This window comes from Streptosporangium nanhuense, assembly GCF_059358815.1.
Genome location: NZ_JCADBG010000012.1, coordinates 277,716 through 297,314, shown reverse-complemented (window position 1 = coordinate 297,314; position 19,599 = coordinate 277,716). Strand labels below are relative to the sequence as shown.

At 72.1% G+C, this 19,599-nt stretch carries 12 protein-coding genes and 1 pseudogene; 7 read left to right on the top strand and 6 right to left on the bottom strand.

The window, feature by feature from the left end; all coding sequences use genetic code 11:
• Positions 1-511: 511 nt before the first annotated feature.
• Positions 512-1,111: a hypothetical protein gene (locus AC5L38_RS24020; RefSeq protein ID WP_495245056.1), complete on the bottom strand. Its 600-nt coding sequence runs from the start codon at positions 1,109-1,111 to the stop codon at positions 512-514.
• Between the two features lie 98 nt (positions 1,112-1,209).
• On the opposite strand from AC5L38_RS24020, the gene AC5L38_RS24015 reads away from it, so the two are divergent.
• The gene (locus AC5L38_RS24015) at positions 1,210-1,815 is read left to right on the top strand and encodes an RNA polymerase sigma factor (protein WP_495245055.1); all 606 of its coding nucleotides are present in this window, start codon (positions 1,210-1,212) and stop codon (positions 1,813-1,815) included.
• Complete coding sequence (locus AC5L38_RS24010; protein ID WP_495245054.1) at positions 1,796-2,578, top strand: anti-sigma factor; 783 nt, start codon at positions 1,796-1,798, stop codon at positions 2,576-2,578. Before AC5L38_RS24015 ends, AC5L38_RS24010 begins: the two co-directional genes overlap by 20 nt.
• A gap of 80 nt (positions 2,579-2,658) precedes the next feature.
• Here AC5L38_RS24010 and AC5L38_RS24005 read toward each other — a convergent pair whose 3' ends face one another.
• The 3 genes from AC5L38_RS24005 to mscL all read right to left on the bottom strand — a co-directional run bounded on the left by AC5L38_RS24005 (position 2,659) and on the right by mscL (position 7,267).
• Positions 2,659-3,354 (bottom strand): hypothetical protein, encoded by a 696-nt coding sequence (locus AC5L38_RS24005; RefSeq protein WP_495245053.1) that lies wholly within the window; start codon positions 3,352-3,354, stop codon positions 2,659-2,661.
• 255 nt (positions 3,355-3,609) lie between these two features.
• On the bottom strand, positions 3,610-6,714 hold the full coding sequence (locus AC5L38_RS24000) for an AfsR/SARP family transcriptional regulator (protein ID WP_495245052.1): 3,105 nt from the start codon (positions 6,712-6,714) through the stop codon (positions 3,610-3,612).
• Between the two features lie 124 nt (positions 6,715-6,838).
• Entirely contained in the window at positions 6,839-7,267 is a 429-nt protein-coding gene (mscL, locus tag AC5L38_RS23995) for a large conductance mechanosensitive channel protein MscL (RefSeq protein WP_495245051.1), read from the bottom strand.
• A gap of 164 nt (positions 7,268-7,431) precedes the next feature.
• Between mscL and AC5L38_RS23990 the strand changes: the two genes are divergently transcribed.
• The 5 genes from AC5L38_RS23990 to treZ all read left to right on the top strand — a co-directional run bounded on the left by AC5L38_RS23990 (position 7,432) and on the right by treZ (position 17,871).
• Positions 7,432-10,749 carry an ATP-binding protein gene (locus AC5L38_RS23990; protein ID WP_495245050.1) on the top strand — a complete coding sequence of 1,106 codons (3,318 nt, stop codon included), beginning with the start codon at positions 7,432-7,434 and terminating at the stop codon, positions 10,747-10,749.
• Positions 10,750-10,869: 120 nt separating this feature from the next.
• The gene (locus AC5L38_RS23985; RefSeq protein ID WP_495245049.1) at positions 10,870-11,244 is read left to right on the top strand and encodes a VOC family protein; all 375 of its coding nucleotides are present in this window, start codon (positions 10,870-10,872) and stop codon (positions 11,242-11,244) included.
• Positions 11,245-11,483: 239 nt separating this feature from the next.
• Complete coding sequence (gene glgX / locus AC5L38_RS23980) at positions 11,484-13,589, top strand: glycogen debranching protein GlgX (protein WP_495245048.1); 2,106 nt, start codon at positions 11,484-11,486, stop codon at positions 13,587-13,589.
• Complete coding sequence (treY, locus tag AC5L38_RS23975) at positions 13,582-16,140, top strand: malto-oligosyltrehalose synthase (protein WP_495245047.1); 2,559 nt, start codon at positions 13,582-13,584, stop codon at positions 16,138-16,140. Before glgX ends, treY begins: the two co-directional genes overlap by 8 nt.
• 3 nt (positions 16,141-16,143) lie before the next feature.
• Complete coding sequence (gene treZ, locus AC5L38_RS23970) at positions 16,144-17,871, top strand: malto-oligosyltrehalose trehalohydrolase (protein ID WP_495245046.1); 1,728 nt, start codon at positions 16,144-16,146, stop codon at positions 17,869-17,871.
• Between the two features lie 72 nt (positions 17,872-17,943).
• On the opposite strand, the gene AC5L38_RS23965 is transcribed toward treZ, so the two are convergent.
• Positions 17,944-18,957 carry a YbgA family protein gene (locus AC5L38_RS23965; protein ID WP_495245067.1) on the bottom strand — a complete coding sequence of 338 codons (1,014 nt, stop codon included), beginning with the start codon at positions 18,955-18,957 and terminating at the stop codon, positions 17,944-17,946.
• Between the two features lie 123 nt (positions 18,958-19,080).
• Positions 19,081-19,566 (bottom strand): annotated as a pseudogene (locus tag AC5L38_RS23960) (RNA polymerase sigma factor); the annotation flags it as partial.
• Positions 19,567-19,599: the final 33 nt, after the last annotated feature.

Genomic DNA, 19,599 nt, shown 5'->3' with positions numbered 1-19,599 from the left:
CTGCGCTCCTTTCCGAGGCCGCGCTTCAGCTACGGCGACCCACCCTGAGCCAGCCCTGACCGACGCTTCAGCGGCGGCGGGCCGACAGGACCCCGGAAAGAAAGCAACTACGGCCCGCACCCCCTACGGCCAGAACGCGTACAGCGGAGGTGGGCGGGTGTTCCGGACGGCTTAAAAAGAGCCCGCAACCACCACGCCCGCGCAGGCCGGAGGCCTGAACCACCAGAGCGCAACTGAGACGGCCGTCCGGAACACCCGCTCACCGCAGCGAGCACCAACAACAACCACGAAGAACACCCGCCCACCGCAGCGAGCACCAACAACAACCACGAAGAACACCCGCCCACCACAGCGAACACCAACAACAACCACAAAGAACACCCGCCCACCACAGCGAACACCAAGACCAGCCACGAAGAGCACCCGCCCACCGCAGCGAGTACCAAGACCAGCCACGAAGAGCACCCGCCCACCGCAGCGAGTACCGGTCAGGAGCGGTGGGCGGGGCAGCTCAGAGGTGCAGAGTCGTCGACGCGGTGCCGATTCGCTGGCCTCCCGAGAACAGGCCGGTCTTCAGCGCCTTGTTCAGCGCACCCGCCGCGATGGCGGTCAGCTTGACCCGGATGTTGCGGGCGTGCACGACCGAGCCGTCCACCTTGAGCTTGGCGGCCGACAGGTCGAGGTCGAAGACCGGAACGCGGGTCTTGGGGTCGTCGTTGACGTTCCCACTGATCCTGCCCTTGGCCAGGTCGATGACGAAGTCACCCACCTTGAGCCGCTTGCCGTTCTTCACGTTGACGAACGCCAGGTCGCCCCGGTGCGTGACCTTCCCGCCCAGCGGGTCGACCGAGGCCCGGCCACCGGTGACCGGGTAGCGGAAGGACAGGGCCAGGTTGTCGCCGGAAACATGGACGCCGGTTCTACCGGGAGAGGTGGCGTAGGCGGTGATTCCGTTCTCGAGAAGGGCCTTGCCCAGACCCCGGACCGTGGTGACCTTGGTCTCGCCACCCTTGACGGGCGCGGTCGTGGCGGCCGACGCCGGAGCCTGGAGGGGGAGCGCGAGCAGGGCGGCGCAGGCCGCGACCGAGCTCAGCATACGAAGGAGACGCATGGTAAGTTTTCCTTCCCTTGACGACATCACCCCCTCTTCTTGGGCTGGGCGCCTTATGGATGCGCCGTTACGCCCATTCGTCGCCGAAGGAATGGATGATGATCGTCCCCGACCACCCCGACCGGGACATGTCGCACAGCACTGACGACGACAGGACCGAGCTGGACGAAGACGCCCTGGCCGCCGGTCTGCGCGGCGGAGACGAGCGCTGCCTGGCCGAGGCGTACCGCCGATGGGCTCCGATGGTTTACACGCTCGCGCTGCGCTCGCTGCGGCGCGCCGCCGACGCCGAGGACGTCACCCAGAAGGTGTTCGTCGCCGCGTGGAACGGCAGGGCCGGCTACGACGCCGAGGCCGGATCCCTGGCCGCCTGGCTCACCGGCATCACCCGGCACAAGGTCGCCGACCAGTGGAGGCTGATCCAGCGGGATCAGAAGATCTCCCACACCCTGGTCTCCGCGGTCCAGGAACCTCCTCCCGCCCTGGACGCGGTGACCGACGGTGTCCTGCTGACCGACGAGCTGAACAAGCTGGGCGAGCCACGACGTACCATCCTTGAGCTGGCCTTCTACCAGCAGCTCACGCACATCGAGATCGCCGCCAAGCTGGAACTGCCGCTGGGCACGGTCAAAAGCCACATCAGCCGAGGGCTCGACCGGCTGCGCCGACGTCTGGGGGTGAACGGTGCACCATCTGAACGATGACACGCTCGCGCTGATCGCCCTGGGTGAGGAGGGCGGTTCCGCGCACCTGGCCACCTGCCCAGACTGTCGCGAACGTCTCGACGGGCTCGTCCAGGTCGTCCTCGCCGTCCGGCAGGGACCGCTGGAGCATCCCGGCCCCGGCGTGTGGGAGGGGGTGCGCGCGGAACTCGGGCTCTCTCCCGGCCTCTTGCCCGGCGCGCCCGAATCCGCCGTCCCGTCTGCTCCGGTCGAGCCGGTCGAGCCGGTCGAGCCGGCGGCCCCGGTTGCCCCTGCCGTCGCGCCCGCGGGGCCCCGCCCGCTCCGTCCCTCCCGTGAAGCGGGCAGAGGGGCGGCGGGCCGGCGCGTCCGGCTGCTCGCCGCCGTGGCCGCCGGTCTGGTCGCCGGGATCGGCGGCACGCTCCTCTTCCAGGGGCTGACCGCGGAACGTGACACCGTCGTCGCCCAGACGGTGCTCGGCGCCCTGCCGGGCAAGCAGGGGGACGGCGTGGCGGAGCTCCGGGCCGGAGCGGGCGGCGACCGCCTGCAGGTCCGTCTCAGCGGGCTGCCCGCGCCCGACGGCTTCTACGAGGTCTGGCTGCTCGACCGGGCCGCCAAGCGGATGATCTCACTCGGAACGCTGGGCCCTTCGGGACAGGCCTCCTACCCCCTGCCCGCCGACGTCAGCACCGCCGACTACCCGGTGGTGGACGTCTCCCGCGAACCGCTCGACGGGAACCCCGGGCATTCCTCCGACAGCTTCCTGCGCGGCACCCTGCACGGATAGGGGACGAGCCCGTCGCGCCGGCGGCGGGCTCGGCTCGCGCGCCCGCGCGGAACCCGGAGCTGAGCGCCGATCGCCCGGAGTCAGACGAGACGCCAGTCATGGCGGTCCAGGAAGGCGCGCTCGCCGGTGGCGTACTCGGTGAAGGCGTCCTGGACCGCGCCCAGGTCCGGGACGTGCGTGCGGAACATCCGGTTCCTGACGCTGTCCTTGTACTCCAGCTCGTAGCCCTGGATCTCCGGGGAGCTCTGGACGAAGTGCTCGCCGAAGACGACCAGGGCCGTGAAAGGGTTCTGCGGGGACATGGTGGCGAGCGTGTCGGAGATGAGCTGGAGGTCGGGGCCGACCACGATCATCCCGTCGCCCGTCCGCATCTCCATGGTCGGGTAGACGCCTCGCGGGGACAGGTTGTGCACCAGGCCGCGCTGCGGGTCGTAGCAGACCAGCCCGCACTCGGCGGCCAGGGCGAAGACCTCGGCGGACACCTCGTCGGCCCGCTCCGGGTCCATGCTGACCAGAAGGTGGTCAGGGGAGAGCCGCCGGGCCCCCGGCAGCCGGTCGGCGAACGCCGTCACCCCGGGATACGCCTCGGCGTCCTCCCGCTCTTCCTGCTCCCCGGTGTCGTGCGAGAGCGCCGCACGCTCCGCGGCGTCATCCCGGTCCCCGGGGTGAGGTGTGGCGCGATGAGGCTCCCCGTGGCGGAGGGACCGGAAGACGTTCTCCGCGTGTTCCCTGCTGATCGGTTTGGGCTCGTGCCAGACGGCCAGTTCGAAACTCACGGTTCCATTGTCCTCCGGGTGCCTTTCCCGGTGGAAAGGGCCGGACCGATCGGGTGATCGGCCCGGAGGACGCGCCGTGGCCCGGGGCGTTCACGAGACGCGAGAAGGGTCAGCCCCTGTGTGACCCTGTCAGAGATGAGCCCGCCTTACCCGCTCATCCTTGTACGGATCGTGAAGCCTCAAACGACCACGTGATCTCCTGCCATCCGGACGCTACGGAGCCCCTGCATATTTTCCGCATATCCCGAAAAAGTTTCACGGACAGCCGGTGATCGAGGATCCGAGAAGTCCGGCCAGATCATCCGCTTTCGCCCTGTCCCCGATGACGGTGAAGAGCTCGTGGGCCTCGCGCCAGCACTTGACGGCCTTCTCCCTGTCGCCGGCCGCCGCGTGGGCGAGGCCGAGGCTGCGGAGCGCGCCTGCCAGGTACGTCGTCCAGCTGCGGGTCCGCCACAGCTCCACGGACTCCGTCAGGTGCTCGACCGCCCGCGCGGGGTCGCCGTCGGCGCGGTCGAGGTCGCCCAGGATCCACAGGGCGTCGGCCAGGTGGTGGGTGAGGTTGTAGCGGCGGCTGAGCTCCTCCACGACGACGGCCGTGGGACGCGCCCGCTCGTCGCCCTCGCCGGTGTAGAGCTTCGCCAGCGCGAGCAGGGTCATCGCCTCGGACGCCGGATCCCGCGCCACCCTGGACATGACGAGGGAGCGGTTGAGGCACTGCTCCGCGGGTTCCGGCTGGCCGGTCTCGACGTACGCGAGGCCGAGGAACTGCAGGGACGTCGATTCGAAGCGCGGGTTTCCCAGGGTCTCCGCGACCCTCAGCGCGCTCACCAGGTGCGGGATCGCCGAGAGGACCTCCCGCTGGCCGTGCGTGATGCCGAGCGCCAGGTGGGCGCGCGCCCGGCCGCCGAGGTGGCCGGTCTCCTCCGCGAGGCGCAGCGCCGTCTCCGCCGACTCCACGGCCGGTTCGACGAATCCCTGCGCGGCCAGGCCCCAGGCGCACATCACGTGGGCGTCCGACAGCCCGCGCAACTCGCCGACCTCGGTGAACATCTCCGCCAGCCGGACGGCGTTGGTGTGCAGCGCCACCATGGCGCCGCCCTCGTGCTCCACCCCGGTCCAGGTGGTCACGTCGAGCAGCCCGCGCAGCATGACGGCCTCGCCGAGCAGGTTCCCCGCCGCACGGCAGGCCAGCATGGCCCGCTCGTTGAGGCGCCGGCACTCGGAGAAGAACCCGTGGGAGTCGAAGTAGCGTTCGAGGCATCCGGCGAGGTCCCAGGCGAAGTCGTCGAGCCCCAGGGCGCAGGCCTGCTCGATGAGACCGGCCAGCGCGGTCCGTTCGGCGTTGAACCAGGAGAGGGGATCGCGCAGGAGGGGCTCGGCGATGTCGCCGGGCAGCGGCCGGCGCGGCGCCGGGCCGTGGAGCACGGCGTAGCAGGCGCCGTGGACGTGCTCCATGGCCTGCTCCGCCAGCCAGAGCCACGCGCCGAACGCCCGGGTCGTCGCGAGCAGGAGCTCGGCCGGTTCCTCCTCGGCCTCCGCGCGCTCGTGGGCGTACAGCCGGACGAGGTCGTGGAAGCGGTAGCGGGCCTGCCCGGTGGAGTCGATCCCGGAGATGGTGGCGAGCTGCGCGTCCACCAGCGCCTCCAGGTGTGCCTCCCCCTCCTCGTGCGGGCGGCCGAGCAGCGTGGCGGGGACCCAGCTCGCGAAGCCGGTGACGTCGAGCAGGCCGAGCAGCCGGAAGGCGCGTCGCGTGCCCTCCGGGAGACCGACGTAGCTCAGGGCCAGGCTCGCCCTGACCGCGCGGTCGCCGACGACCAGCTGGTCGAGGCGCCCGCGTTCGTCGGCGAGCCGCGCGACGAGCCAGGCGACGCTCTGCTGGGGGCGGGCGGCGAGCCGCGCGCCCGCGATGCGCACGGCGAGCGGGATGCGGTCGCACAGCCAGACGAGCTCGGTGACGGCGGCGAGCTGCGCGGCGACGCGTTCGTGCCCGATCTGCCGCGAGAGCAGCTCCACGGCCTCCTGGGTGCTCAGGACGTCCAGTTCGACCGGCCGCACGCCCTCCAGGCCGGAGAGCCTCGCGCGGCTGGTGACGATGACGGCGCAGCCGGAGACGCCAGGGAGCAGGGGGCGCACCTGCTGCTCCGACGCCGCGTTGTCGAGGACGATCAGGACGTTCGCGCGGGCCAGGCGGCTGCGGTACAGCGCGGCACGGGCCTCGACCGACTCCGGGATGCTCGACCCGGGCACGCCCAGCGCGACGAGGAACCGTCCGAGCACGTGGCCGGGATGCGCCTGCTCCTCCTCGTGCGCGCCGTGCAGGTCGACGTAGAGCTGCCCCCCGGGAAACCTGTCGGCCAGCTGGTGCGCCACGTGCACCGCCAGCGTCGTCTTGCCGATGCCGCCCATTCCCGTGATGACCGAGACGGTCGTCGCGGAGCGCTCGTCCAGCCGGGCGACGAGCTCCCTGACGTAGTGCTCGCGTCCCGCGAAGTCGGCGATGCTCATCGGCAGCTCCGCGGGGGGCTCGCGCGGCTCTGCCGGCCCCCGGCTGGTCTCCTGCCGCTCGTCCCGGTGCTCCTGCCCGTCCTGGTCGTCCCCCGCGCGCTCGCCCGTGACCTGCCCGGGGTCGGCCCACTCCTCGGTCAGGATCAGCCGGTGGAGGTCGCGCAGCCGGTCGCCGGGCTCGACGCCCAGCTCCTCGTTCAGCAGGCGGCGGATGTCGGCGTACACCGTCAGCGCCTCGGAACTCCGGCCGGAGCGGGTGAGCGCCACCATGAGGTGCGCCCGCAGGCGCTCGCGGAGGGGGTGCGCGTTCACGTGGCCGGTGAGCTCGGCGACGAGCTCCGGCTGGAACCTCACCGCGAGGTCGGCCTCGACGCGGTCCTCCAGGGTGGTGAGCCGCAGCTCCTCCAGGCGCGCCGCCTCGCCCGACAGGTCCTCGACGAACCGCAGGTCGCCGTACGCGGGGCCGCGCCACAGCAGCAGGGCCTGGTGCAGGAAGTCGGCTGCCTCGTGGTGGTCACCGTGCAGCAGCGCGTCGCGGCCGTTCTTGGCCAGGGACTGGAAGCGGTGGACGTCCAGCTCGCCGGGGTGCACGACCAGCAGGTAGCCGCCGTGGCGGCGCAGGACCCGGTCGTGGCCCAGGGACTGGCGCAGGCGGGAGGCGTACAGGCGCAGGTTGTTGTCGGCCGTCTTGGGCGGGTGCTCGCTCCAGAGCGCGTCCACGAGCAGGTCGTCGGCCACGGAGCCGTTGGCGTGGTGGAGCAGCATCGCGAGCAGGGCCCGCTGTTTGCGTCCGCCCAGGGGAAGCTGCTGGTGGTCGGTCCTCACTTCGACCGGCCCCAGGACGGAGAAGTCCATACCACTCCCCTGGAAGGCGTCGCCGGGGCCAAGTGTGCCCGACCTCCCCCCGACCGTCAATGATCACCAAGGGCTCCCAGGCCGGGGGCAGGCCGGCTCCCACGAGGGTCCCGCGGGGCGGGTGTCAGGCGGGCGGCTTGTCGCCGACGGCGACCCGTGACAGCTCCACGGTGCAGAACGCGCAGCGCTTGGCCTCGATCGGGATGTCGCTCAGGCACTCCGGGCATTCCTTCTCGGTGGCCTTCTTGTCCCTGTCGAAGAAGCCGATCAGCCGGGTCATCGGCATCACGACCAGCCAGTAGATGACCGCGGCGATGATCAGGAAGCTCAGCAGGTGGTTGATGAAGTCCCCGTACATGAACCGGGAGCCGTTGATCGTGAACACGTACTGCGAGAAGTCCGGATTCCTGCCGCCGGTGATCGCCCCGATCAGCGGCGTGATGAGGTCCTTGACCAGTGCCTGCACCAGCCCGCTGAAGGTCGCCCCGACCACGACGGCCACCGCGAGCTCGACGAGGTTCCCCCTCAGCAGGAACTTCTTGAATCCGCCCATCACTCATGTCCTCCACTCGTGAGGAGGGTCGGACTACCCACCTGTCGGCGGCCAAACTTCCGCCTTTTCCTGGCTTTCCGCCGAAAAGGGCGAGCCGGAACGGCGCCGCGGGGCGGTGGACGCGAAGGGCTAGTATCGGCGCAGTTCGCGAGCGAGGTGGCCGGATGGACTTTCGTGTGCTGGGCCCGGTCGAGGCGTTCGCCGACGGCGGGGCGGCACTGGACATCGGCCCCTACCAGCAGCGGCTGGTGCTGGCCATGTGCGTCCTCGCCGCCCCGCGGCCGGTCGGCCCGAACCGGATGATCGACGCGCTCTGGGAGGGCGGCCCCCCGCCGGGCGCGCTCAACACCGTGCAGGCGTACGTCTCCAAGCTCCGCCGCGTCTTCGAGCCGGGCAGGACGAGGAACGTGCCACCGGCGATCCTGGTCAGCAGGCCGGGGGGCTACGCGCTGGACGTCCCCGGCGGCGCTGTCGACCTGGGCCGGGTGCGGGCGCACGCGGCCGGCGGCAGGAGCCTGGGGGCCGGGGGCGACCACGAGGGGGCGGCCAGGGAGCTGCGGCTGGCGCTGGGGGAGTGGCGCGGGGAGCCGCTCGCGGACCTCTCCGGCACCTCCTGGGCGGTGGAGGAGAGCGCGCGCCTGGCCGAGCTGCGGCTCACGATCGAGGAGGACCTGGCCGAGGCGGAGCTCGCGCTCGGCCGGGGGGCGGCGCTGACGGGCGGGCTGGCCCACCTGGTCGGCGCCCACCCGTTCAGGGAGCGGCTGCGGGTGCTCGCCGCCCACGCGCTCTACCAGGCGGGACGGCAGGCCGACGCGCTCGGCGTGCTCGCCGAGGGACGCCGGCTGCTGATGGAGGACATGGGGCTGGACCCCGACCCCCGGTCCAGGGAGATGGAACGGCGCATCCTCGGCCAGGACGCCGCGCTGACGCCCCGCGTCACGGTGGGGACCGGACCGATGGCGGAGAGCTCCGGGCTGGTCGGCAGGGACGCCGAGACGGAGGTGCTGGAGCGGGCGGTCGCCGGTGACGGGCACCGGGTGGTGCTGCTCGCCGGGGAGCCCGGCATCGGCAAGACCAGCCTGGCCGAGCGGGCCGCCGAGGTGGCGCGGGCGCGGGGCCGGCGGGTGGTGTGGGGCCGCTGCTGGGACGGCACCGGCGCGCCGCCCTTCTGGCCCTGGACGCAGGCCGTGCGGGACCTGGTCGGCAGGGACGGCGAGCTGGCTCGGCTGGCCGGGGCCGGAGGCGGTCCCGGAGCCGGGCAGGCCGGGCAGGCCGGGCAGTTCGCGTTGTACGAGGCGTTCGCCCGGCTGCTGAACGAGCACGGCCGGGTCCTGGTGGTCCTCGACGACCTGCAGTGGGCGGACACCTCGTCGCTGCGGCTGCTGGAGTTCCTGGCCTCCACCCGGCTCTGTCCCGAGCTGACCGTCGTGGCCACGTACCGCGACACCGGCGTGCGCCCCGGCGAGCCGCTGGAGCGGGCCCTGGGCGCGCTGCTGCGGCTGCCGCACGTGCGCAGGCTCCTGCTGCGCGGCCTGGCCGAGGAGGAGATCCGCGAGTACCTGGGACGGGCGGGCGCCGACCCCGCCCTGGCCGCGGAGATGGGCAGGCTGACCGCGGGCAACCCGTTCTTCCTGGGTGAGGTGCTGCAGCTGGGGGAGACCCCCGAGGCGCTGTCGGACGTCGTGCGCGGCCGGATGGCCGGGCTGCCGTCCGGCACCGAGGAGGTGCTGACCGTCGCGGCGCTGCTCGGCAGGGAGGCGGCGACCGACGTCCTGACGCGCGTGGCGGGACTGCCCGAGGAGCGGGTCCTCGACATCGTCGACGCCGCCGTGGGGGCCCGGCTGCTGGTCGAGGGGGACGGGCCGAGCTGCCGCTTCGTCCACGACATCGTCCGCGACGTGCTGCGCGAGGCGCTGCCGCCGCTGCGCCGCAGGAGGCTGCACGCGCGGATCGCCGAGGTGCTGGAGGAGCGGAGCGGGACGCGCCTGACCGAGATCGCCCACCACTACCGCGAGGGCCTGCTGGACCCCCGGACGGCGGGCAGGGCCATCGGCTACACCCGGCGCGCGGCGGCCCAGGCGACCGCGCAGTTCGCCCACGAGGACGCCGTGGAGAACCTGGAGCGGGCGATCGCGATGACCGACCGGCTGCCGGAGCCCGACGACGCGCTCCGCTGCGACCTCCTGCTCGACCTGGCCGAGGCGCAGGCCTCGGCGGGGATGAGCGCCGCGGCCCACGCCTCGCTGGAGGCCACCGCGGAGATCGCCGAACGGCTCGGCGACGACAGCCGGCTGGCCAGGGCGGCGCTGGGGTTCTCCGACCCGATCTATCTGGCCATGTACGAGGAGATGACCGGCATCGACCGGCTGGCCGGGCGCATCGACCGGGTCCTCGCCTCGGACCTGGCCGGAGACTCGCCGTGGCGGGCCCAGCTGCTCGCCGCCGCCGCGCTGACCGGCTCCACGGTACGGCCCGTCGAGCGGAGCGTGGAGATGGCGGGGGAGGCGGTGCGGCTGGCCCGCCTCGCCGGTGACGACCGGACCCTGGCCAGGACGCTGATCGCCCTGGAGATCCTGCTGCGGTCCGGCCACGACCACGAGCGCCACGGGGCGGTCGTCGGCGAGATCGTGGAGATCGGCCGCCGCACCGGCGACCTGGCCGTCGAGTGGATCGGCAGGGAGAACGAGTACGTCGAGCTGGTCGCCCGGGGGGCCGCCGGGCGGGCCGGGGAGCTGCTGGCCTGGCTGCGGGAGACCGCGGAGCGGCTCAGGCTTCCCTCGATGGTGAGCCTGGCCGCCTGGCAGACCGCGGTCCGGGCCTACCTGTCCGGGCGCTTCGCCGACGCGCTCGCCGCGGCCGAGGTGTCCGGCGCGGCCCATCCCGAGGGGGCGCTGGGCCGCGACGACGCGTCGCTGCGGCGGGAGGTGTTCCGCTTCCTTTCCCTGCGGAACGATCTTCATGGGCCGGGCGGGGTTCACGGATCGGGCGGGGGGCACGCGCTGGACAGGGCGGGCGAGCCGGGCAGGGCGGGCGAGGCGCTCGCGCTGGCCGACGAGATGCTGGCCCGCCGTCCCGGCCAGAAGCCCTGGCGGATCCTGCGCTGCCTGGCCCTGATCGACCTGGGCAGGACGGCCGAGGCGCGTGACGACTTCGCCGACCTCGCCCGCGACGGTTTCGCGGCGATAGGTCCCGAGCTGGCCTACCGGTTCGTCCCGGACGCCGTCAGCGAGATCTGCGCGGCGCTCGGCGACGAGGAGGCGGGGAGGATCCTGTACGGCAGGCTCGCCCCGCACGCGGGCCGGTTGCTGGGCTGGTCGCTGACCGACCTGTGCCTGGCCAGGCTGGCCTTGCTCGGCGGCGACAGGGGGCTGGCGGAGGGCCATCTGCGGGCCGCCGAGGTGTTCGCCGCCGGGGCGGGGCTGCGCGTCCACGAGCCCGCGCTCCGCGCGCTGGGCAAGACGCTCCGCCCGCCGGGGGCGTGATCGGCCGCGACGCCCCGTGGCCCCGTGCGCCGTCCGGCACGTTTCGTCTGCGACGAGTGGGTTAGGAGGACAGGCCTGAGGACATCCGTGGCCGGGGGCCAGGAGGAGTGAGGAGCACGCGTGGCCGTCAACCGTGTGGTGACCAACATCCTGTCCGACCGTCTGGCCGAGACCAGGGACTTCTTCACCGAGCTGCTCGGCTTCCAGGTCAACTTCGAGGAGGACTGGTACGTGCACCTCTCGGCACCCGGCAACCCGGCCCTGGAGGTGGCGGTCTGGCGCAGGGACCACGAGCTGATTCCCGAGACGTACCGCCAGAGGCCGGCGGGCACGATCCTGACCGTCGTGGTCGACGACGTGGACACCGTCCACAAGCGGGCCGAAGCCCTCGGGCTGACGGTCGTCGCGGCACCGCGCGACCAGTTCTACGGCCAGCGCAGCTGCCTGCTGCTCGACCCCAACGGCCTGGTGGTGGACATCTCCACCCCGGTCTGATCTACGCTCGGTCGACGCATGTCGTCGCCGGGATCTGAGATCACCGTCACAGGAGTGGGAATGTGCGCATGGCCAGGCGAACATGGGGCATATTTCTCCACCGCCGTAAGGCGGCGCGTTGACCTCCTCTTCCCACCGGCCGAGTTGGCTCAGACTTCCGAGAGGAATCCGCAGTACGGCGTCGTGCCGTGTTCTCCCCTCCGCCTCAAGGCGGAGGTCTCCACGCTCAAGAGGGACTGATGATCGAGATCTGGCCGGGTGACCCCTACCCACTCGGGGCCACCTACGACGGCGCGGGAACCAACTTCGCGCTTTTCACCGAGGCCGCGGAACGCGTCGAGCTGTGCCTGTTCGACGAGGAGAACAAGGAGACCAGGGTCACCTTCACCGAGTGTGAGGGCTTCGTCTGGCACGGATACCTGCCGGGCGTCGGCCCCGGGCAGCGGTACGGCTACCGCGTGCACGGCCCGTACGACCCGCCGAGAGGGCATCGGTGCAATCCCGCCAAGCTCCTGCTCGACCCGTACGCCAAGGCGGTCGAGGGGGACGTGAACTGGGACGAGGCGGTGTACGGCTACCGCTTCGGCCAGCCCGACAGCCGCAACGACGCCGACTCGGCCCCGTTCATGCCGCGCTCGATCGTGATCAACCCGTTCTTCGGGTGGGGGCACGACCGGCCGCCGAGCACGCCGTACCACAACACGGTGATCTACGAGGCGCACGTCAAGGGCCTGACGATCAACCACCCGAAGATCCCCGAGCGGATCCGCGGCACGTACGCCGCGATCGGCCACCCGGAGATCATCGATCACCTGACCGCCCTCGGGGTGACGGCGATCGAGCTCATGCCGGTGCACCAGTTCGTCACCGACCACGTCCTCGCCGAGCGGGGGCTGACGAACTACTGGGGCTACAACAGCATCGGGTTCTTTGCGCCGCACAACGCCTACTCCAGCACGGGGCAGCGCGGCGGGCAGGTGCTGGAGTTCAAGGCCATGGTCAAGGCCCTGCACGAGGCGAACATCGAGGTCATCCTCGACGTGGTCTACAACCACACGGCCGAGGGCAACCACCTGGGCCCGACGCTGAGCATGCGCGGCATCGACAACGCCGACTACTACCGCCTGGTCGACAGCGACAAGCGGTACTACATGGACACCACGGGCACCGGCAACAGCCTGTTCATGCGCTCCCCGCACGTGCTTCAGATGATCATGGACTCGCTCCGCTACTGGGTCATCGAGATGCACGTCGACGGCTTCAGGTTCGACCTGGCCTCGACGCTGGCGCGCGAGCTGCACGAGGTCGACCGGCTGAGCGCCTTCTTCGACCTGGTCCAGCAGGACCCGGTGCTGTCGCAGGTCAAGCTCATCGCCGAGCCGTGGGACGTCGGCCCCGGCGGCTACCAGGTGGGAAACTTCCCCGCCAGGTGGACCGAGTGGAACGGCATGTACCGCGACACGATCCGCGACCTGTGGCGGGGCGAGCCCGCCTCGCTGCCCGAGTTCGCGTCCCGGCTGACCGGCTCCAGCGACCTCTACCAGGACGACAGCCGCCGCCCGGCCGCTTCCATCAACTTCGTCACCTGCCACGACGGCTTCAGCCTGCAGGACCTCGTCTCGTACAACAACAAGCACAACGAGGCCAACGGCGAGGACAACCGCGACGGCGCCGACGACAACCGCTCCTGGAACTGCGGCGAGGAGGGGCCCGCCTCGCTGGCGATCGAGTCCCTGCGCGAGCAGCAGAAACGCAACTTCCTGACCACGCTGTTCCTGTCCCAGGGCGTCCCGATGATCTCCCACGGCGACGAGTTGGGCCGCACCCAGCGGGGCAACAACAACGTGTACTGCCAGGACAACGAGCTGAGCTGGGTCGACTGGTCCGACATCAGGGAGAACTGGCTGCTGCTGGAGTTCACCCGGCGGCTGGCCAAGCTCCGCGCCGACCACCCGGTCTTCCGGCGGCGCCGGTTCTTCTACGGGCGGCCGGTACGCGGTTCGGAGGAGAACCTCAGCGACATCGCCTGGCTCACTCCGAGAGGGGAGAAGATGACCGACGCCGACTGGAACGTGGGGTACGCCAAATCGCTGGCCGTCTTCCTGAACGGCGAGGCCATCACCGAGCCCGACCGCCGGGGCCGCCAGATCGTCGACGACTCGTTCCTGCTGCTGTTCAACGCCCACCACGACGTCATCAAGTTCACGCTTCCGAAGGACTACGGCGAGATGTGGCTGACGGAGATCGACACGGCCATGCCGATCACGGTGGACACCCGGGTCTGCCGGGCCGGAGAGAGCGTGCCGGTGGTCGGCCGTTCGGTGAGGGTGTTGCGCCGTGTCTGAGCCCGTGACCCAGCCCGTCCCCGAGCCCGCCCCGCTGGAGCCCGCGCCCGGGATCGTCCCCCCGGAGTCGGTGCCCGAGCCCGGACCTCTGCCGGGCCCCGCCCCGGACCCGGTTCCCGACCCGGGCCCCGGCATGCCGCCGGACCCGCTGCCCGACACCCCGCCCGCCGCCGTCCCGCCGCAGGTCGCCCATGACGAGCTCGTGCCCGACCCCGTACTCGGGGCCGGGACCGGCGGGGACGTCCCCGAGCTCGCGGTGCTCGCCGAGGAGGTGCCCGCGCCCCCGCCGCCGCCGGGCTCGTACGGGGTGCCGCTGTCGACCTACCGGTTGCAGCTGACCCCCGACTTCGGGTTCGAGAAGGCGGCCGAGCTCGCCCCGTACCTGCGGGACCTGGGGGTGAGCCACGTCTACCTGTCGCCGATCCTGCAGGCCGTGCCGGAGTCGCGGCACGGCTACGACGTGACCGACCACTCGCGCGTCCGCGAGGAGTTCGGCGGCGTCGAGGGGCTGCGGGAGCTGTCGGCGACGCTGGCCCAGCACGGGATCGGCATCGTCGTCGACATCGTGCCCAACCACATGACGATCCCGGTGCCCGAGTCGGGCAACGCCCAGCTGTGGTCGGTGCTCAAGGACGGGCCGGAGTCGCCGTACGCGTCGTGGTTCGACATCGACTGGTCCGTCGAGGGCGAAGAGGGGGGCGGCGGCAGGGTGAACATGCCGGTGCTCGGCGACTCGGGCGAGGCGGTGGCCGACGGCGACGTGCTGCGCTACCACGACCACGAGTTCCCGCTGCCCGACACGCACTACCGGCTCGTCGACTGGCGTCGCGGGCCCGGCTACCGCAGGTTCTTCGACGTGTCCTCGCTGATCGGGGTGCGGGTCGAGGACCCCGAGGTGTTCGACGCCACGCACGCCGTCATCCTCTCGCTCGTCAAGGAGGGGGTGATCCAGGGGCTGCGGGTGGACCACCCCGACGGGCTCGCCGAGCCGCGCGGCTACCTGGCGCGGCTGCGCGAGAGCTCGGGCGTGTGGACCGTGGCGGAGAAGATCCTGGTCGGCTCCGAGCGGCTGCCCGCCGACTGGGAGTGCGACGGCACCACCGGCTACGACACGCTCAACCGGATCACCGGGCTGTTCGTCGACCCGGCGGGCAAGGAGCCGCTGGTCGAGCTGTTCGCCCAGCAGACCGGGGTGCGCGACGACTACGCCGCCGTGGTCCGCGAGTCCAAGGCCGAGGTCCTGAACCTGTTCTTCGGCGCGGAGATCGACCGGCTGCACGCCGTCGTCGGCTCCGACCGGCGGACGCTGGTGGAGCTGCTCGCCGCGATGCCGGTCTACCGGGCCTACGCGGTGCCGGGCGAGCCGGTGCCCGAGGTCTCGGCGCGGATCGTCGAGGAGGCCGGGCGGGTCGCCGCCGGGCGGCTGCCCGAGGGCGCCCCGGTGGCGGAGGTCGTCGAGCGGGTCCTGAACGGCCCCGCCGAGGCGGTCACCCGCTTCCAGCAGACCTGCGGTCCGGTGATGGCCAAGGGCGTCGAGGACACCGCCCTCTACCGCTGGTACCCCCTGTCCTGCCTCAACGAGGTGGGCGGCGAGCCCGACCGGTTCGGCGGGCCGGTCGAGGAGTTCCACGCGTTCTGCCGGGAGATGTCGCCGGGCACGATGACGACCCTCTCCACGCACGACACCAAGCGCTCCGAGGACGTACGGGCCAGGCTGGCCGTACTGTCCGAGCTGCCGGAGGAGTGGGCGGCGGCGGTCGGCGAGTGGTCCTCGAAGGTCTCCTTCGACCCGGCCCTCGACTACCTGGCCTGGCAGAACCTGATGGCCTCCTGGCCGATCGGGCCCGACAGGTTCTTCGACTACCTGTTCAAGGCGGCCCGCGAGGCCAAGACCTCGATCTCCTGGGCCACCCCCGACCCGGCCTACGAGCGCGGCATCCGCGACTTCGTCGGCCGGGCCGTCGAGGAGTGCGGCGCCTCGGTCGCGGAGTTCGCCGCGCGGATCGAGCCGTACGCCAGGTCCAACTCGCTGGGCCAGAAGCTCGTCCAGCTCATGCTGCCCGGCGTGCCCGACCTGTACTGGGGCAACGAGATCACCGACTTCTCCCTGGTCGACCCGGACAACCGGCGCCCGGTCGACTTCCCGCTGCGCCGGCGGATGCTGTCCTCGGCCCAGGCCCACGCGAGCCAGGCCCACCCGGACGAGGAGCATCCGAGCCCCGCCGCCACCGGCAGCCTGTCGTGGGACGAGGCCAAGCTGGCGGTCACCGCCCGGGCCTTGGACCTGCGCCGGAGGCTGGACCCCGAGGCGCCGTACGTCCCGATCGAGGCCGGGGAGCACGCGATCGCCTTCGCCAGGGGGGAGCGGGCCGTGACGGTGGCCACCCGGCTGCCCGTCGGCCTGGAGCGCCGCGGCGGCTGGGGGAGCACCACGCTCACCCTGCCGCGCGGCACGTGGCGGGACCTGCTGTCCGGCACCGAGCACACCGGCCGCATCCCGCTGGCCCACCTGCTGTCCGTCCACCCTGTCGCGCTTCTGGAAAGGGACTGACCGATGTTCGAGGTATGGGCGCCGGCGGCGACGGCGGTGGACGTGGAGATCGGCGAGGTCCGCTACCCGATGTCGTCCGCCGGGGGCGGCTGGTGGACGGCTGAGGTGTCCGGCGCCGGGCACGGCACCGACTACCGGTTCCGGCTGGACGGGGGCGAGGCGCTGCCCGACCCCAGGACCCGCTGGCAGCCCGAGGGCATCTTCGGGCCGAGCCGGGTCTACGACCACGGCCGCTTCGAGTGGGGCGACGCCCTGTGGAAGGGGCGTGACCTGCCGGGCGCGGTCATCTACGAGCTGCACATCGGCACCTTCACCCCCGAGGGCACCTTCGACGCGGCGATCGGCAAGCTGGAGCACCTGGCGGAGCTCGGCGTCGACTTCGTGGAGGTCATGCCGGTGCCGCCGGTGCCCGGCGGGCGCAACTGGGGCTACGACGGCGTGGACCTGTGGGCCGTCACCGAGACCTACGGCGGTCCCGACGGGTTCAAGCGCTTCGTGGACGCCTGCCACCGGCGCGGGCTCGGCGTGATCCTCGACGTCGTCTACAACCACCTCGGGCCCTCCGGGAACTTCCTGGCCCCCTTCGGCCCCTACTTCCACTCCAGCGCCTCCTCCTTCTGGGGGCAGGCCGTCAACCTGGACGGTCCCGGCTCCGACGAGGTGCGCGCCTACTTCGTCGGCAACGCGCTGCAGTGGCTGCGCGACTACCACGTCGACGGCCTGCGGCTGGACGCCGTGCACGCCCTGCACGACGACCGGGCCGTGCACCTGCTGGAGGAGATCGCCGCCGAGACGGAGGTGCTGTCGGCGGCCGTGGGCAGGCCGCTCACGCTCATCGCCGAGTCCGACCTCAACGACCCCCGGCTGATGACCTCGCGCGAGGCGGGCGGGTTCGGGCTGGCGGCGGCCTGGAACGACGACGTCCACCACGCCCTGCACGTGGCGGTGACCGGCGAGCGGCACGGCTACTACGACGACTTCTACGGCGCCCTGCCCAAGGTGCTGACCCGCGCCTACTACCACGACGGGACCTACTCGTCCTTCAGGGGCCGCTCCCACGGCCGCCCGGCGACCCACGTGCCCGGCTACCGCTTCGTGTGCTGCGCGCAGAACCACGACCAGATCGGCAACCGGGCCGAGGGTGACCGGATGGAGCCCGAGGCGCTCCGGCTGGCCGCGGGCCTCCTGCTGACCTCGCCGTTCACCCCCATGCTGTTCATGGGGGAGGAGTGGGGGACGCGGGCGCCGTTCCTGTTCTTCACCGACCACGTCGAGCCGCAGCTGCGCGAGGGCGAGGGCGACCGGCGGCGGCGGGAGTTCGTCGGCTTCGGCTACGACGACTGGGCGGAGAAGGCGCCCGACCCCGGCGAGGAGATGACGTTCCTGCGCTCCAAGCTCGACTGGAGCGAGCTGGACGACGACGCCCACCGGGCGCACCTCGACTGGTACCGCGCCCTGATCACGCTGCGCCGCGCCCACCCCGAGCTGACCGACCCCAGGCTGGAGCGGGTGCGGGTCGACCACGGCGAGTCCTGGCTGGTCGTGCACCGGGGCGGGCTCAGGGTGGCGGCCAACCTCGGCCCGGTCGCGCTCACGGTCAAGCTCGGGACGGGCCGGTTCGCGCCCGGCCACATCCTGCTCGCCTCCGACCCGTCGGCGACGACGGAGGGGGAGGAGCTGTTCCTGCCCCCTCGCTCCCTCGCGGTGGTGAGACTGGACCCGGCCCTCTGAGCCGCTCCCTCACGACGGGCCGCCCCTTCATGACGAGCCGCCCCTTCATGACGAGCCGCTCCCTCACGATGGTCAGACGGGCACGTGGTTGCGCAGCCGGAGATCCTCGGGGTACGGCGAGAAGTAGGTCTGGTCCCGCACGTAGGCGGCGGCCAGGCCCTGGGCGTGGTGGCGGATCAGGGTCGCCGGGACGCTCAGCGCCACCTGCCCGGCCTGGTAGGAGGCGATGACCTCCGCGAGGTCGGCCCGGCGCACCGGGTCGAGCGCGTCGCCCACCATGCCCACGCAGTGCTGCAGGACGTTGACGTGCCGGCCGATGCTCGCCTTGGCGGCGAAGACCGTGCCGAAGACGTGGGCGTAGTCGGTGGCCAGCTCCTCGCGGGGCCGGGAGCCCGCCCTGGCCACCACCCGCCCCGCCTCCCGGAAGGCCGCGGGATTGTGGGCCAGCATCTGCATCTTGTGCCGGGCGTGGAAGGAGACCAGGTCACGGGGGCGCCAGTCGCTCTCCAGCAGCGCGCGGAGCCGGGCGCGGGCGAAGATCCGTTCCACGAAGGTCTCGCGGAGCAGGGCGTCGTGGAGCCGGCCCTCGTCCTCGACGGGCAGCAGCGGGTGGGCGTCGAGGACCGCGGAGGCGAACACCCCGGTGCCCTTGCGGTCCACGGTCGTGCCCCCGGCGTGGACGGGGATGCCGTTCACCCCGCAGCTGGGGCTCCTGGACTTGAAGACATAGCCGTCCACCTCGTGCAGGGCCGGGATCCGCTCCTCGGCGAGGGCGGTCATCCGGTCGGTGAGGTCCACCCGGCTCTTCCTGGAGATCAGCCGCGTCCCGTCCGGTGAGTCTGGTGAGCGCTCCAGGCGGAGGGTCTCGCGCGGGCTGCCGAGGCCGATCTCCATCTCCGGGCAGATGTGCACCCACTCGACGTGCTTGTCGAGCTCGCCGTTGAGGAACCGGTCGCGGCAGTGCCCGCCGTCGAACCGGACCGGCTCGCCCATCAGGCAGCTGGACACCGCGATCCTCGGCCTGACGACCTGCCCGCCCGCCTCGCCGGTCCCGCCGGTCCTGCCGGTCCTCTTGGTCTCGCTCATCGTGCTCACCCTGCCCATCGCCCGCGTGCCACTCGCGCCACGCGCGACGGTCACCCCGGCCCGGCGGGGCTCGGCATCCCAGCCGCCCGTGGCGGCCGTGTCGAGGATGCCCGACAGGCGGCGCAGGCCGCGTGCCGTACGTGCCTTGATCGTTCCCAGCGGGACGCTCAGCTTCTCGGCGATCTCCCGCTGGGTCAGGTCGCCGTAGTAGGCCAGCTCGATCGCCTGGCGCTGCGGCTCGGGCAGCTTGGCCAGCGCCCGCTGCACCTGGTCGCGCTCCGCCAGCCCGTCGCCGTCGGCCCGGCCGTCGGCACCGGCGGGATCCGCGATGACGTCCAGCGGCACGGTCTGCAGGGTGCGTACCCGCAACTGGTCGACCGCGCGCTTGTGGGCGATGCCGAGCATCCAGGCGGGGAGGCTGCGCGCCGGGTCGAAGCGGTGCCGGGAACGCCAGACCTCCGCGAACACGATCTGCTGAAGGTCCTCCACGTCCTGAGGCCGAACGAATCGTCGCAGGTAGGAGCGGATGAGGGGCCCGTGGGCCCGGAAGCACTCGACCAGCGCCGCCTCATCGCCCTCGGCGAACCGGGTGTTCAGGGGGTCTGTCATGATGCCTCCTCTTACCGAGAAAAGCTACTCAAA